The organism is Variovorax sp. GW822-FHT04A09 (assembly GCF_058801005.1).
The window spans coordinates 165,726-181,699 of record NZ_JBXAMV010000008.1 but is presented as its reverse complement, the minus strand read 5'-3'; the positions used below and the strand labels follow the sequence as shown (position 1 = coordinate 181,699).

Sequence of the window (15,974 nt, the reverse complement as noted above, 5' to 3'; positions counted from 1 at the left end):
GTGCGGGCACGCTGCTTGCACTGCTAGCATGCCGCGATCACTCTTGTTGCTGAATGACTGCCTTTGTACTGCGCCGCCTGATCCAGGCCGTGATCGTGATGATCGCGGTTGCGTTCATTGCCTTCCTCCTCTTTCAATATGTCGGCGACCCGGTCGTGTTCCTGCTGGGGCAGGATGCCAAGCCCGACCAGATCCGTGAAATGCGCGCCGCATTGGGGCTCGACCGACCCTTCTTCGTGCAGTTCTGGCACTTCCTCGTCAACGCCGCGCAAGGCGAATTCGGACTGAGCCTGCGCCAGGGAGCCAAGGTGTCGCGCCTGATCGGCGAGCGCTTCCCGGCCACGCTTGAACTGGCACTCGTGGCCGCGGCCCTGGCCCTGTTCGTCGGCATTCCGATGGGCGTGTACACCGCCCTGCGCCGTGGCACCTTCATGAGCCAGGTGTTCATGACCGTGTCGCTGCTCGGCGTGTCGCTGCCCACCTTCCTCATCGGCATCCTGCTGATCCTCGTCTTCGCCGTGACGCTGGGCTGGTTCCCGAGCTTCGGGCGCGGCGACACGGTGCAGTTCGGCTGGTGGACCAGCGGGCTCTTCAAGGCCGACGGCTGGCACCACATCATCCTGCCGGCGGTGACGCTGGCGATCTTCCAGCTCACGCTGATCATGCGGCTGGTGCGCGCCGAGATGCTCGAGGTGCTGCGCACCGACTACATCAAGTTCGCGCGCGCACGGGGCCTGTCGAACCGCGCGATCCACTTCGGCCACGCACTCAAGAACACGCTGGTGCCGGTCATGACCATCACCGGCCTGCAGCTCGGCGGCCTGATTGCTTTTGCCATCATCACCGAGTCGGTGTTCCAGTGGCCCGGCATGGGGCTGCTCTTCATCCAGGCCGTGACCTTCGCGGACATCCCCGTGATGGCCGCCTACCTGTGCCTGATCGCGCTGATCTTCGTGGTGATCAACCTCGTGGTCGACCTGTTGTACTTCGTGGTCGATCCCCGGCTGCGCGTGGGCAAGGCGGGAGGCCATTGAGGTGAGTGTCGCAACCGCTGCCGCAACGCCGCGCCTGCAGGCCTCCGGCCGGGCCTTCGCGCACATCGCCAGCTTCTACCCCGAGATCACGGCCTTTCGCCGCGATCTGCATGCCCACCCCGAGCTCGGCTTCGAAGAGGTCTACACGGCGGGCCGCGTGCGCGAAGCGCTGCGCGCCTGCGGCGTGGACGAGATCCACGAGGGCATCGGCAAGACCGGTGTCGTCGGCGTCATCCGCGGCAAGTCGACGGCCAGCGGCCGCATGATCGGCCTGCGCGCCGACATGGACGCGCTGCCCATGCGCGAGGACAACGACTTCGGCTGGCGCTCCGCCAACGACGGCCTGATGCACGGCTGCGGCCACGACGGCCACACCGCCATGCTCGTCGGCGCCGCACGCTACCTGGCCGAGACGCGCGACTTCGACGGCACCGCCGTGCTGATCTTCCAGCCCGGCGAAGAAGGCTTGGCCGGTGCGCGCGTGATGATCGAAGACGGCCTGTTCGACCGCTTCCCGGTGAACGCCGTCTACGCCATGCACAACTGGCCCGCGATGCCGGCCGGTACCGTCGGCATCAACCGCGGCGCCATGATGGCCGCGGCCGATCGCGTGACGATCGAGATCAAGGGCAAGGGCGGCCACGGCGCGCATGCCTACCAGACCATCGATCCCGTCGTGGTGGCCGCGCACATCATCACCGCGGCGCAGACCATCGTGTCGCGCAGCGTGCGCCCCATCGACGCGGCCGTCGTCAGCATCTGCGCCGTGCAGGCCGGCGACCTTGGCGCGATGAGCGTGATCCCGGGCGAGGCCACGCTGGTCGGCACCGTGCGCACCTTCAGCGCGCGCGTGCAGGCGCAGGTCGAGCAGCGCCTGAGCGAGCTGTGCACGGCCATTGCCACCGGCTTTGGCGCGACCGCGACGATCAAGTACGAACGCATCTACCCGGCCACGATCAACACCGCGCCCGAAGCGATGTTCGCGGCCGACGTGGCGCAGGCGTTGGTCGGCGCGAAGAACGTCGATCGCAACCTGGAGCCCAGCATGGGCGCCGAAGATTTTTCCTTCATGCTGCAGAAGAAGGCCGGTGCCTATCTGCGCATCGGCCAGGACGCCCGCAGCGGCGCCTTCCTGCACAACAGCCGCTACGACTTCAACGACGAGATCCTGCCGCTGGGCGCCGCATTGCATGCGGGCCTGATCGAGCAGGGCATGCCGCTGGCTGCTACCCGCAGCCTGCAGCCAGGGAAAGCCGCCGCCACCGCGGCGCCGTGATGTGTTCGATTTCAACCCGAGGAGTGTTCCCATGAGTTTCAAGAAGCAAGCGGCTGCGGTCGCTGTCCTGTGCGCCTTGGGCGCCGTCAGCATGGTCGCCAGCGCGCAGACCATCCGCATCGCGAACCAGGGCGACGCCCTGTCGCTCGACCCGCACTCGCTCAACGAGTCGCTGCAACTGAGCGTCACCGCCAACGTCTATGAAACTCTCGTGGGCCGCAACAAGGACCTGAGCCTGGCACCGCTGCTGGCCACGAGCTGGAAGCAGACCTCGCCGAACGTGTGGCGCTTCGAACTGCGCAAGGGCGTGGTGTTCCATGACGGCACGCCGTTCAGCGCCGACGACGTGGTGTTCAGCTTCGCGCGTGCGCAGGGCGACGGCTCCGACATGAAGGCCACGCTCAGCGAGATCAAGGCCGTGCGCAAGGTCGGCGACCTCGCCGTCGAAATCGAAACCAACGGCCCGTTCCCGATCCTGCCCGACGTGATCTCGCTCACCATGATCATGAGCAAGAAGTGGTGCGAGGAAAACCAGGCCACCAAGCCCGTCGACCGCCGCAAGGGCATCGAGAACACCGCCTCGTTCAAGGCCAACGGCACCGGCCCGTTCCGCGTGCGCGAACGCCAGCCCAACGTGCGCACCGTGTTCACGCGCAACGGCACCTACTGGGGCAAGATCGACGGCAACGCGCAGGAGATCGTGTTCACGCCCATCGCCAACCCCGCGACCCGCGTGGCCGCGCTGGTCTCCGGCGAAGTCGACGTGATGGAGCCCGTGCCCGTGCAGGACATCGCGCGCATCAACGCCGCGCCCAACGCCCGCGTCATCACCGGCCCCGAGATGCGCACCATCTTCCTGGGCATGGACCAGAAGCGCGACGAGCTGCAGTACTCGAACGTGAAGGGCAAGAACCCGTTCAAGGACAAGCGCGTGCGCCAGGCCTTCTACCAGGCCATCGACATCGCCGGCATCCAGCGCACCGTGATGCGCGGCGCCTCCAAGCCCACCGCGCTGCTCGTCGGCCCGGGCATCAATGGCTGGACCGCCGACCAGGACAAGCGCTTGCCTTTCGACGTCGATGCCGCCAAGAAGCTGCTGACCGAAGCCGGCTACCCCAACGGCTTCGAAGTCTCGATGAACTGCCCGAACGACCGCTACGTCAACGACGGCCAGATCTGCCAGAGCGTGGCCGCCAACCTCGCGAAGATCGGCGTCAAGATCAACCTCGTGGCCGAGACCAAGGGCACCTACTTCCCGAAGATCCTGCGCCGCGACACCAGCTTCTACATGCTGGGCTGGACCCCGACCACCTACGACTCGCACAACGCGCTGAGCTCGCTCACCTCGTGTCCCGACGACAAGGGCACGGGCCAGTTCAACCTAGGCGCCTACTGCAACCCGAAGCTGGACGAGCTGACCAAGAAGATCCAGTCCGAGTCGGACAAGGCCAAGCGCAACGAGATGATCAAGGAAGCCTTCAAGGTCCACACCGACGACATCGGCCACCTGCCGCTGCATCAGCAGTCGCTGGCCTGGGGCGTGAGCAAGAAGGTCGAGCTGGTGCAACTGGCCGACAACTTCATGTACTTCAAGTGGATGAGCATCAAGTAAGTCGACCGTGGGCCGCTGCCTGAGCGGCCCGACCATGGGCCCGCTTCTTGCGGGCCCATTCCTTTTTTGCTTTCACGATGAAAAAAAACTTGGCCCGCTGGCTCGACAGCGATGTCGGCTACAGCTTTCGCACCTCGCCGGTGGCGATCGCCGCCGCCGTCATTGCGCTGGTGTGCGTCTTCTGTTCGGTGTTCGCCGGATGGGTGTCGCCGCACAACCCCTTCGACCTCGCCACCCTCGAACTCGGCGACGCCCGCCTGCCGCCGGCGTGGAGCGCTGAAGGCTCCACCAAATACATCCTCGGCACCGACGACCAGGGCCGCGACATTCTTTCGGCCGTGATCTACGGCGCGCGCATCTCGCTGATCGTCGGCGTGGTGTCGGTGGTGCTGTCGGTCGTGGTCGGCGTGGTGCTCGGCCTGCTGGCCGGCTTCTTCGGCGGCTGGCTCGACTCCTTCCTCATGCGCGTGTGCGACGTGATGCTGTCGTTCCCGCCCATCCTGGTTGCGCTGCTCATCGCCGGCGTCGGCCGCGCGCTCTTTCCGGGCGCGCACGAGTCGCTGGCCTTCGGCGTGCTGATCATCTCGATCTCGCTCACGGGCTGGGTGCAGTACGCGCGCACCGTGCGCGGCTCCACGCTGGTGGAGCGCAACAAGGAGTACGTGCAGGCCGCGCGCGTCACCGGCGTGGCGCCGCTGCGCATCATGCTGCGCCACGTGCTGCCCAACGTGATGGGGCCGGTGATGGTGCTGGCCACCATCCAGGTCGCGACCGCGATCATCACCGAGGCCACGCTCTCGTTCCTGGGCGTCGGCGTGCCGCCGACCTCGCCTTCGCTGGGCACGCTCATCAGCATCGGCAACCAGTACCTGTTCTCGGGTGAATGGTGGATCACGGTGTTCCCGGGCCTGATGCTGGTGCTGATCGCACTCAGCGTGAACCTGCTCGGCGACTGGCTGCGCGACGCGCTGAATCCGCGCTTGCGCTGAACAGAAAAGGAGAACGCCTCATGACGCTGCTCCAGGTCAAAGACCTCGTCGTCGAATTTCCGAACCGCCGCGGCACGCTGCGCGCGCTCGACCGCATTTCCTTCGACATCGCGCCCGGTGAAATCCTCGGTGTGGTGGGCGAATCGGGTGCGGGCAAGTCGCTCACCGGCGCGGCCATCATCGGCCTGCTCGAACCGCCGGGCCGCGTGGCCGGCGGCGAAATCCTGCTCGAAGGCCAACGCATCGACAACCTCGGTTTCGATGCGATGCGCCCCATCCGCGGCCGCAAGATCGGCGCGATCTTTCAAGATCCGCTGACTTCGCTGAACCCGCTGTACACCGTGGGCCGCCAGCTCATCGAGACCATCCGCACCCACCTGCCCGTGACCGAGTCGGAAGCGCGCAAGCGTGCCATCGGCCTGCTGCAGGACACCGGCATTCCCGCCGCCGAACAGCGCATCGACCACTTCCCGCACCAGTTCTCGGGCGGCATGCGCCAGCGCGTGGTGATTGCGCTTGCGCTCGCGGCCGAGCCCAAGCTCATCGTGGCCGACGAGCCGACCACCGCGCTCGACGTGTCGATCCAGGCGCAGATCATCCAGCTGCTCAAGCAGGTCTGCAAGGAACGTGGTGCGGCAGTGATGCTCATCACGCACGACATGGGCGTGATCGCCGAGACCTGCGACCGCGTGGCCGTGATGTATGCCGGCCGCATCGCCGAGATCGGCCCGGTGCACGAGGTGATCCACCAGCCCGCGCATCCCTACACCTCGGGCCTGATGGCGTCGATCCCCGACATGACGAGCGACCGCGAACGGCTCAACCAGATCGACGGCGCCATGCCGCGGCTCAATGCCATTCCGACCGGCTGTGCCTACAACCCGCGCTGCCCGCGCACCTTCGCACGCTGTCTGACCGAACGGCCCGAGCTGATGCACGCGGGCGCCACGCGCGCTTCCTGCTGGCTGCACGACGCCGCCGACCCGCATGCGGGGCAGGCCGAGATCGCCGCGCAGCACCACGACGCCCTGGCGGCCGGCGAGCGCGCCACGCCCGAGGCGGCCGAACCCCTGGCGGAGGTGACCCGATGAGCGCCGTGATCGAACCCCGCAAGGACGCTGCGGCAGCAAAGACCAAGACCGGCGAGCCGCTCGTGGTCGCGCACGACCTCGCGCGCACCTTCGACGTGTCGCCGCCCTGGCTCAACCGCGTGCTCGAACGCAAGCCGCGCGTGCTGCTGCATGCCGTGGACGGCGTGAGCTTTTCCATCGAGCGCGGCAAGACGCTCGCGCTGGTCGGCGAATCGGGCTGCGGCAAAAGCACCGTGGCGCGCCTGCTGGTGGGCCTGTATGCGCCCACGCGCGGCGGCCTGCAGTTCGACGGGCAGGACGCGCACGCCGCGTTCAAGACGCCCGAAGGCCGGCAGCTGCGCCGCCGCATCCAGATGATCTTCCAGGACCCCTACGCGAGCCTCAACCCGCGCTGGATCGTCGAGGACATCATCGGCGAGCCGCTGCGCGAGCACGGCATCCTGAGCGACAAGGACGCGCTGCGCCAGCGCGTGGGCGAGCTGCTGCAGTCGGTCGGCCTCTCGCCGCTGGACATGAGCAAGTACCCGCACCAGTTCTCGGGCGGCCAGCGCCAGCGCATCTCCATCGCGCGCGCGCTCGCCACGCAGCCCGAGTTCCTCGTGTGCGACGAGCCCACCTCGGCGCTCGACGTGAGCGTGCAGGCACAGGTGCTCAACATCATGAAGGACCTGCAGCGCGAGCAGGGCCTGACGTACCTGTTCATCTCGCACAACCTCGCCGTGGTGCGTCATGTGGCCGATCAGGTCGGCGTGATGTACCTGGGCCGGCTGGTCGAGGTGGCGGACAAGCAGAAGCTCTTCGCCGAGCCGCAGCATCCGTACACCCGCATGCTGCTCGACGCGATCCCGCAGATGAAGCACACCGGCCGTGCGCGCACGCCGGTGCAGGGCGAAGTGCCGAATCCGCTGAATCCGCCGACCGGCTGCGCCTTTCATCCGCGCTGCCCGCATGCGAATGCGCGCTGCTCGACCGAGCGGCCGCAGCTGCTGAGCCTGAAGGGCGTGCAGGTGGCCTGCCATGCGGTGGAGGAAGGCCGTGTGTGAGTGAAGGCGGCAGCCCGCAGGGCTGGCCGACGGACTTTCCGTACCGGCCGCACCTGCGCCTCTGCTCGCTGGGCAACGAGAACGTGCGGGAGGTGATGGAGGGCTTTCGCCTCGCCTGCGAACGCCTCGGCTACACCACAAGCATCGCCCCGGGCCCGGGTGTCGACAACGAGGACATCAACCTCTTCTTTTTCGCGATGGGCCTGAGCCTGCCCTCGGACGACGAGCTGCCGCCGAACGCGATCGTCGTCAACTTCGAGCCGGCCCTGCTCGCGTTGCTCGCGGAGATGCCCGGCTACCAACGGCTGCTGCAGCGCGCCCATGTGTGGGAGTACAGCCTCGAGAACATGGTGCACCACCCGGCGCTAGGCATCCATCGGTCGGATTACGTGGGGCCGGGCTTCGAGCCGCTGGCCACGCCGCTGCTGCCGGAGTCCGAAGTGCTGGACGACGCACAGCAGGACATCGACGTCATCTTCTTCGGCGAGACGACGCCCCGGCGGCTGCAGGTGCTGGAGGCGTTGACGGCTGCGGGGCTGCGGGTGGCCTACCCCTTCGGCACCGCCTGGACGCCGGCGCAGCGCGACGCCTTGCTGCCGCGCGCCAAGGTCGGGCTGAACATGCGCAAGGCCGATCACTCCAGCACCGTCGAGCTGCCGCGCCTGTCGATCCTGCTGCGGCATCGCAAGGCCGTGGTGTCGGAGCTGTATCCCCATTCCGAAATTCCGCAGGTGCTGCGTGACGCGGTCGAAGGGTGCACGAAGGACGAGCTGGTCGACCGCGTGCGCGCGCTGGTGGCCGATGCGCCGCGGCGGCGCGCACTGGAAATCGCCGGGCCGCGGGCGCTGCAATCCTTGCCGTCGCAGCATGAGGTGCTGGCGGGTGCGATGCAGCGCTACCTTGCGGCGGCTCGGCAGCGATGGGTGGGGCAGCAGGCACGGAATACGGCTGAGCCTGCCGCGCAGGTGTCCGTCCTGATGGTGACGCGAGACGACGAGGCGAACGTCGCGGAGGCTTTGGCATCGATCGCCGAGCAAAGCCTCGCACCGCACCAGCTCATCGTGGTGGACGACGACTCCACCGACGCCACCGTCGACGTGGTTCGCGCGCGGATGACCGCCGACCCGCGGCTGGCCGGGCTGCTGCTGTTGCAGGCGCCCGTCCCGATGGGCTGGGCGGCGGCCGCGCAATGGGGGTTGATGCAGGCGCACGGCGATGCGCTGGCGCTGTGGGCACCGACCGTGCGCTGTGCGCCCGAGCGCCTGCAGGTGCAGTCCGCGTTCCTGCGGGCGTCGTCGGAGATCGGGGTGGTCGGCGCCTGGTACACCCGCGACGGCGGCGCAGAACCGCCGACGCAGCGCCTGCCGGAGATGCACGACCAGATCCTGGCCGCGCTGCTTGCCCACTTGCCGCACGAACAGCCGTTGCTGATGGGCGGCCTGATGCTGTCGCTGCCCCGCGTTCAGCAACGCGGGCTGGGCTTCGACGCCACGCTCGGCCGGTTCGCATGGCTCGGCCTGCTGCTGGAACTGGTGCGCGGCGGTGCGCGGCTCGCCAACCTCGGCATCAGTCTCAGCCAACTGACGACCCGCCACGCTGCGGGACTCGTGGAAACCGATGTGACGGCGCTGACCCGTGTGCGCGAACGCCTGCTGCCGCTGGTCTTCCCCGACATGCCGTCCGCCGATGCGCAGCGGCTGGCCCGGCTCTACGGCCAGCAATGGGCGCCCGATGCCGACGATGCCACGGCGCTGCTGCGCGACATGGCGGGCGCCTGCGAGCGGCGGGGCGACGTCCACGCGACCACCGTGTTGCGCGGCGAGAGCCTGCGCGTGCTGGCGGTGTATGCGGAGAACGGGCGACTGGCGCCGGGCTACCTCGACACGCTGATGCGCGAGCCCTTGCTGCGCGATTTCCTGGCGCCGCTGGGCGAACGCCTGCGTGCATTCGTGCCGTGAACCATGGTGCTTGCGCCGGGCGGTGTGCGTAAACGCACTTTCCCAGCCCTCACTCTGTTGCACAGTCCCGGGTTGGCCCCGAATCCACACCCCCTGACACGATGACCTCCACCCCGATGACCCGCCTGCTCGGCCGCCGCGGCTTTCTCATGGGCTCGGCGCTGGGCGCGACCGCCGCGCTCGCGTCGATGACCGAGATCGCGCACGCGGCCGGCGCTCAACCTGCGCGCCGCATGCCCGTCATCTTCATCGGCCACGGGTCGCCGATGAACGCGCTGGCGGACAACGCCTTCACCCGCCGCCTCGCCGCCTGGGGCCGCGAATTGCCGCGCCCCACGGCGATCCTCAGCGTGTCGGCGCACTGGCTCAGCCAGGGCGCGACCGGGGTCACGGTGCAGACGCGGCCCAAGACGATCCACGACTTCGGCGGCTTTCCGCAGGCGCTGTTCGACATCGAGTACCCCGCGGCTGGCCACCCTGCACTCGCGCGCGAAGCGATCGGCGCCGTCAAGCACGCGCCGGTGATCGCCACCGAGCAGTGGGGGCTGGACCACGGCACCTGGACCGTGCTGAAGCACCTGTACCCGAAGGCCGACGTGCCGGTCTTCCAGCTCAGCATCGACTACGACAAGCCGGCGGCGTTCCACCATGCGGTGGGGCGCGACCTGACGGCCTTGCGGGACCAGGGCGTGCTCGTGATGGGCAGCGGCAACGTGGTGCACAACCTGCGCGCCACCGACCGCGGCACGCCCGATGGGCTCAAGGCCAGCCGCCCGTGGGCGCAGTCGTTCGACGAGGCGGTGAAGGCCGCGCTGGCCGGCCGGGACGACCGCGCGCTGATCGGCTACGAGAAGCTCGAAGGGGCGTCAACCGCCGTGGCCACGCCGGACCACTACTTTCCCTTCCTGTATGCCCTGGGCGCTGCGGCGCCGGGCGAGCGTGCGAAGACGGTCTACGAAGGCTTCCAGTCGGGCACGCTCGGCATGCGCTGCCTTCAGTTCGGTTGAAGACAGCGCAGTCTTGGCGTCCTACTGCTCTTCGCCCCAGGCGAAGCCGTCGCGCGCGATCATGGCGCTCGACGCGCTGGGGCCCCAGGTGCCGGCCGCATAGGGGCGCGGGCCGCCGTCGGATTCCCAGGAGTCGATGAGCGGCTCGACCCAGCGCCAGGCTTCTTCCTGCTCGTCGCTGCGCACGAACAGGTTGAGGCGCCCGTCGATCACGTCGAGCAGCAGGCGTTCGTAGGCACCCACGCGCTCGGCGCCGAAGCGCTTGTCGAAGTCCAGGTCGAGCTGCACCGGCGCCAGTTGCGCGGCACTGGCGTGGCCGTTGCCGCCGCGCTGGCGGTTGTCCTGCGCCTGCGCGAGCATGTGCAGCTCCAGGCCGTCTTTCGGCTGCAGGTTGATCACCAGCTTGTTCACGTTGCCCGCCGGTGCGCGGTAGATGGCGTGCGGCGTGGGGCGGAAGTTGACCTCGATGCGCGCGTCGCGCGAGGCCAGCCGCTTGCCGGTGCGGATGTAGAAGGGCACGCCGGCCCAGCGCCAGTTGGCGATCTCGGTGCGCAGCGCCACGAAGGTCTCGGTGCGGCTGTCGGGGTTCACGCCCGGCTCGTCGCGGTAGCCCTGCACCCGCTCGCCGTAGGCCGTGCCGGCCGTGTACTGGCCGCGCACCGCGTGCAGGCCCAGGCTCTCGGGCGTCCAGGGCTTGAGGGCGCGCAGCACCTTGAGCTTCTCGTCGCGGATGGCGTCGGCGTGCGCGTTGATGGGCGGCTCCATGGCCACGGCGCACAGCAGCTGCAGCGCGTGGTTCTGCACCATGTCGCGCAGTGCGCCGGTCTGGTCGTAGAAGGCGCCGCGCTTTTCCACGCCCAGGTCCTCGGCCATGGTGATCTGGATGTTGGCGATGTGCTCGCGGCGCCAGATGGGCTCGAACAGGGCATTGCCGAAGCGCATCGCGAACAGGTTCTGCACCGAGGGCTTGCCCAGGTAGTGGTCGATGCGAAAGACCTGCTTCTCCTCGAGCACCTTGCCCACCGCGGCGTTGATCGCGCGGTTGGAGGCCAGGTCGTGGCCCAGCGGCTTCTCGAGCACGACGCGGGTGCGTGGGCCGTTGAGCCCGGCGGCGGCGATCTGCTCGACCACCTGCGTGAAGAGCGCGGGCGCCGTGGCCACGTACATCACGACCGTCTTGGCGTCGCGCTGCTTGAGCAGGTCGGCCAGGCTGGCGTAGTCGGCGGGTTTGGACAGGTCCATGCGCAGGTAGTGCAGCATGGACGCGAACTTCTTGAACTCCTCGGGGGAGGGGCGCTTGGCGCCCTCGACGGCGCTGAAGCGCGACTGGATCAGCTCGCGGTACTGGTCGTCGGACAGGTCGTCGCGTGCCACGCCGACGATGCGCCCGTCCTGCGGCAGGCTGCCGTGCCTGAAGGCCTGGAACAGCGCGGGCATCAGCTTGCGCCACGCAAGGTCGCCAGTACCGCCGAACAGAACGAGATCGAAGCTCATGAGAAAACTTTCCTTTGTCTGAATGCCGAGCAGGCAACGTGCCAGTCGCGATGGTACTTGTACCGATTCGGCACACCTGTACTAAAGCTACGCTGTCCCATGGCCGCGAGGCCTTTTTTTATTGCCGAGGCAGGGGAATACCAATGAAGAAGCTTTTCACGGCAGCCGCGCTGCTGGGTCTGTCGGCCGCCGCGTCGGCGCAGACCGTCAACGTCATCTGCTCGGTGCAGGCCGAGTGGTGCAACGTGATCTCCACCGTCTACGCCCGCACCACGGGCGTGCGCATCAACATGGCGCTCAAGGGCTCGGGCGAGGCGCTGGCCCAGCTCATCGCCGAGAAGGACAACCCCAAGACCGACGTCTGGTTCGGCGGTACGGGCGACCCGCACCTGCAGGCGGCCGAGCAGGGGCTCACGCTCGAGTACAAGTCGCCCACGCTCACGCAGCTGCATCCCTGGGCCCAGCAGCAGGCCAAGCAGTCGGGCTACAAGACCGTGGGCATCTACTCGGGCCCGCTGGGCTTCGGCTACAACCCCGAGCTGCTGGCCAAGAAGAAGCTGCCCGTGCCCAAGACCTGGGCCGACCTGCTCAAGCCCGAGTACAAGGGCGACATCCAGGTGGCCAACCCCGCGTCGAGCGGCACGGCCTACACCATGATCGCCACGCTGGTGCAGCTCATGGGCGAGGACAAGGCCTTCGACTACCTCAAGGCGCTGCACAAGAACGTGGGCCAGTACACCCGCTCGGGCACCGGCCCGATCAAGGCGGTGGCGCGCGGCGAAACCGCGATCTCCATCAGCTTCGTGCACGACGGCCCCGGCGAGAAGATGCAGGGCTTCCCCGTCGAAACCATCACGCCCAGCGACGGCACCGGCGCCGAGATCGGCTCCATGAGCGTCATCAAGGGCGCGCGCAACCTCGATGCGGCCAAGAAGTTCTACGAATGGGCGCTCACGCCCGCCGCGCAGGAGCTGGGCGCCGCCAACAAGCAGTTCCAGCTGCCCAGCAACGCGAGCGCCAAGCTCGACCCGCGCATTCCTGATTTCAAGAAGATCAAGTTCATCAACTACGACTACGCCAAGTACGGCGCCAGCGCCGAGCGTCGCCGCCTGATCGCGCGCTGGGAAAAAGACGTCAACTCGCTGCCGCGCTAAGTGCAGGCGCGTTCCAACGAAGGCGCGCCGGCCAACCCGGCGTCCCTGGCCGCCGCCCGGCGCGCGCGGCGATGGATCTGGGCCTGGGTCGTGCTGGGCCTGGCGGCCTACCTCGTGCTGCCCTGGTATGCGATCCAGGATGCGACCTGGTACGAAGCCGTTCCGCAGGTCTTCGGCCAAGCCGAGGGCGCCAACGGCCTGATGCAGGCGGCCACGCAGGGCCGCAGCTGGCTCTTCATCGGGCTGGCCGGGCTGCTGCTGTGCGCTGTCGGCGCGGCCTTGCCCGCCGGCAAGGCGCAGGGGCGCTGGCTGCTGGTGGGTGGCGCAATCGGCGCCATCGGCCTGGCCGTGGCGGGCTTCACCATCGGCGCGCGCGGCTGGAGCGTTGCGGCGCTCAACACGCAGTTCGGCGAACTGGCCGTCAACCAGTTCGGCATCGGCGCGGGCGGCTTCGTGGCGCTCACGGCGCTGGTGCTGCTGGCGGCCTTCGGCGTCGCGCGGCTCGGCCTGTTCAAGGGCGACCTGTTCGTGTCCGCCTCGGTGGTCGGCTGCGGCGTGCTGATGGCGCTGTTCATCGCCTACCCGGTGAGCCGGGCGCTGTCGGGCGCCTTCTTCAACGAAGACGGGCAGTGGTCGATCGCGGCCTTCGCGGCGCGTGTGTTCACCGAGCGCATCTGGGGCCTGGGTTGCCTGGCGGGCGGCGTGCGCTGCGGCGTGGCCTGGAACACGCTGGTGCTGGCGCTGCTCACGGCCGCCGGCACCACCTTCCTGGGCACGCTGATGGCGCTGATGGCCGAGCGCGGCAGCCGGCGCGGGCAGGGCGCATTGCGCGTGCTGGCGCTGCTGCCGATCATCACGCCGCCGTTCGTGGTCGGCCTGGGCCTGATCCTGCTGTTCGGCCGTGCCGGCATCGTCAATCAGGTGCTCGAAAACGTGTTCGGCATCGAGCCCACGCGCTGGTTCTACGGCATGCCGGGCGTGCTGGTGGCGCAGCTGTTCGCCTTCACGCCCATCGCCTTCATGATCATGCGCGGCGTGGTGCAGGGCATCGCGCCCAGCCTGGAAGAAGCCGCGCAGATGCTGCGCGCCGACCGGCGCCGCGCCTTCTTCACCGTGACGCTGCCGCTGCTCAAGCCCGGGCTGGCCAACGCCTTCCTGGTCGGCTTCATCGAGAGCATTGCCGACTTCGGCAACCCGGTGGTGGTGGGCGGGCAGTTCTCGGTGCTGTCGACCGACATCTTCTTCGCCATCGTCGGCGCGCAGTACGACCAGGGCCGCGCCGCGTCGCTGGCCTGGGTGCTCACGCTGTTCGCGCTCGGCGTGTTCGCGCTGCAGCGCGGCCTGCTCGGCAAGCAGAACTACACGACGGTGAGCGGCAAGGGCGATGCCGGCATCGCGATGCCGTTGCCCGACGGCGTGCGCCGCACCATCCAGTGCATCGCGCTGCCGTGGATCGCATTCACCGCCGTGGTCTACCTGTTCGCCTTCGCGGGCGGCTTCGTGCAGACCTGGGGCCGCGACTACAGCTTCACGCTCAACCACTTCAAGAGCGCCTTCGCGCTGGAGTGGGGCCAGTTCGGGCTGGTGTGGGCCGGTACGGCGTGGAACTCGCTGATCACCACGCTGAAACTGGCCGGCATCTCGGCGCCGATCACCGCGGCGCTGGGCCTGCTCATTGCCTGGCTGCTGGCGCGCAACGAGTTCAAGGGGCAGGGCGCCTTCGAATTCGGCGCGCTGCTGGCCTTTGCGATCCCGGGCACGGTGCTGGGGGTGAGCTACATCCTGGCCTTCAACGTGCCGCCGTTCGAGCTCACGGGCACGGGGCTCATCATCGTGCTGTGCTTCATGTTCCGCAATCTGCCGGTGGGCGTGCGGGCCGGCACGGCCGCCTTCAAGCAGCTGGACCGCTCGCTCGACGAGGCCTCGCTGATGCTGCGCGCGTCCACGTCGCAGACGCTGTTCAAGGTGGTGCTGCCGCTGCTCAAGCCGGCGCTGGTGGCGGCGCTGGTCTACAGCTTCGTGCGCGCCATGACGACGGTGAGCGCGGTGATCTTCCTGGTCACGGCCGAGAACGAACTGGCCACCACCTACATCATCGGCCGCGTCGGCAACGGCGACTACGGCATCGCGCTCGCCTACTGCACGGTGCTCATGGTGCTGATGTCGCTGGCCATTGCGCTGGTGCAGTTCGTGGTGGGGGAGCGCAAGCTGGGGCGGCGCGGGGCAGTGCCCCCGCATGAGGGACATCACAAAATGGAAAGCCTGGCAGCATGAACGGTATCGAATTCCGCAACGTCACCAAGCGCTACGGCACGGACAAGAACGGGCCGATGGCCGTCAAGGGCATCAGCTTCGAGGTGCCCGTGGGCACGCTCACCACCATCCTCGGCCCCTCGGGCTGCGGCAAGACGACCACGCTGCGCATGATCGCGGGGCTCGAATCGCCGACCTCGGGCTCGATCTTCATGGGCGGGCGCGACGTCACCACGCTCGGCCCGGGCGAGCGCAACGTGAGCATGATGTTCCAGAGCTACGCGCTGTTCCCGCACATGAACGTGATCGAGAACGTGGGCTACGGCCTGCGCATGAGCGGCGTGAAGAAGGACGAAGCCACGGTGCGCGCGCGCGAGGCGCTCAGGGGCGTGGGCCTGGTCGGTTTCGACGAGCGCCTGCCCAGCGAGCTGTCGGGTGGCCAGCAGCAGCGCGTGGCCCTGGCGCGCGCGCTGGTGCTCGAGCCGGCGGTGCTGCTGTTCGACGAGCCGCTGTCCAATCTCGATGCCCGCCTGCGGCGCGAGATGCGCGAGGAAATCCGCTCATTGCAGCAGCGCCTGAAGCTCACCGTGGCCTACGTGACGCACGACCAGAGCGAGGCGCTGGCCGTGAGCGACCAGATCATCGTGATGGACCACGGCGTGATCGCCCAGCGCGGCACGCCCGAGCAGCTCTACGGCCGGCCCGAGAGCGAGTTCGTCGCCGGCTTCATGGGCGAGGCGATGGTGTTCCCGGCCGTGGCACAGGCCGACGGCAGCGTCACGCTCGGCCCGCTGCGGCTGCAGCCGCGCTACGCGGTGGCGCCCGGCACGGTGAAGGTGGCGGTGCGGCCCGAGGCCTGGGACATCGGCGCGCTCGACGGCCTGCCCGCCACGCTGCGCAAGTCGGCGTACCTGGGCAGCTTCTACGAATACGGCTTCGACACCCCGCTGGGGCCGGTCTTCGTGGTTTCGACCGACCTGTCGCGCCCGCTGGCGGCCGGCACGCAGACCACCCTGTCGCTCGGAACCCATGGCGTGAGCGTGGTGCCCGGCGCATGAAACAA

General features: G+C 68.4%; 12 protein-coding genes. 11 read left to right on the top strand and 1 reads right to left on the bottom strand.

Features of this window, described 5'->3' with window-relative positions:
- Positions 1–53 precede the first annotated feature (53 nt).
- From AC1RLW_RS29675 to ygiD, 8 genes are all read left to right on the top strand, one after another.
- Complete coding sequence (locus tag AC1RLW_RS29675) at positions 54–1,034, top strand: ABC transporter permease (RefSeq protein WP_056573001.1); 981 nt, start codon at positions 54–56, stop codon at positions 1,032–1,034.
- A 1-nt stretch (position 1,035) separates the two neighbouring features.
- Entirely contained in the window at positions 1,036–2,310 is a 1,275-nt protein-coding gene (locus AC1RLW_RS29670; RefSeq protein WP_070060001.1) for a M20 aminoacylase family protein, read from the top strand.
- Positions 2,311–2,341: 31 nt separating this feature from the next.
- A complete protein-coding gene (locus tag AC1RLW_RS29665) occupies positions 2,342–3,922 on the top strand; it encodes an ABC transporter substrate-binding protein (protein ID WP_070060000.1) in 1,581 nt (526 codons plus the stop codon).
- A 77-nt stretch (positions 3,923–3,999) separates the two neighbouring features.
- Positions 4,000–4,911, top strand: a complete 912-nt coding sequence (locus AC1RLW_RS29660; RefSeq protein WP_070059999.1) for an ABC transporter permease — start codon at positions 4,000–4,002, stop codon at positions 4,909–4,911.
- 20 nt (positions 4,912–4,931) lie between these two features.
- Positions 4,932–6,002: an ABC transporter ATP-binding protein gene (locus AC1RLW_RS29655; RefSeq protein WP_062472640.1), complete on the top strand. Its 1,071-nt coding sequence runs from the start codon at positions 4,932–4,934 to the stop codon at positions 6,000–6,002.
- Entirely contained in the window at positions 5,999–7,045 is a 1,047-nt protein-coding gene (locus AC1RLW_RS29650; RefSeq protein ID WP_070059997.1) for an ABC transporter ATP-binding protein, read from the top strand. The genes AC1RLW_RS29655 and AC1RLW_RS29650 overlap by 4 nt, the downstream gene beginning before the upstream one ends.
- The gene (locus AC1RLW_RS29645) at positions 7,042–9,003 is read left to right on the top strand and encodes a glycosyltransferase family 2 protein (protein WP_493196056.1); all 1,962 of its coding nucleotides are present in this window, start codon (positions 7,042–7,044) and stop codon (positions 9,001–9,003) included. Before AC1RLW_RS29650 ends, AC1RLW_RS29645 begins: the two co-directional genes overlap by 4 nt.
- Before the next feature lie 101 nt (positions 9,004–9,104).
- On the top strand, positions 9,105–10,010 hold the full coding sequence (gene ygiD / locus AC1RLW_RS29640) for a 4,5-DOPA-extradiol-dioxygenase (RefSeq protein WP_493196055.1): 906 nt from the start codon (positions 9,105–9,107) through the stop codon (positions 10,008–10,010).
- Positions 10,011–10,031: 21 nt separating this feature from the next.
- Here the strand turns inward: ygiD and zwf are convergent, their stop codons facing one another.
- Positions 10,032–11,504 (bottom strand): glucose-6-phosphate dehydrogenase, encoded by a 1,473-nt coding sequence (gene zwf / locus AC1RLW_RS29635; protein ID WP_062472648.1) that lies wholly within the window; start codon positions 11,502–11,504, stop codon positions 10,032–10,034.
- A 143-nt stretch (positions 11,505–11,647) separates the two neighbouring features.
- On the opposite strand from zwf, the gene AC1RLW_RS29630 reads away from it, so the two are divergent.
- The 3 genes from AC1RLW_RS29630 to AC1RLW_RS29620 are packed head-to-tail and all read left to right on the top strand — an operon-like array spanning position 11,648 to position 15,969.
- On the top strand, positions 11,648–12,658 hold the full coding sequence (locus tag AC1RLW_RS29630; RefSeq protein ID WP_062472650.1) for an ABC transporter substrate-binding protein: 1,011 nt from the start codon (positions 11,648–11,650) through the stop codon (positions 12,656–12,658).
- On the top strand, positions 12,659–14,932 hold the full coding sequence (locus AC1RLW_RS29625; protein ID WP_493196054.1) for an ABC transporter permease: 2,274 nt from the start codon (positions 12,659–12,661) through the stop codon (positions 14,930–14,932). It abuts the gene before it with no gap.
- Positions 14,929–15,969, top strand: coding sequence for an ABC transporter ATP-binding protein (locus AC1RLW_RS29620; RefSeq protein WP_062472653.1), 1,041 nt, complete (start codon positions 14,929–14,931; stop codon positions 15,967–15,969). Before AC1RLW_RS29625 ends, AC1RLW_RS29620 begins: the two co-directional genes overlap by 4 nt.
- Positions 15,970–15,974 lie beyond the last annotated feature (5 nt).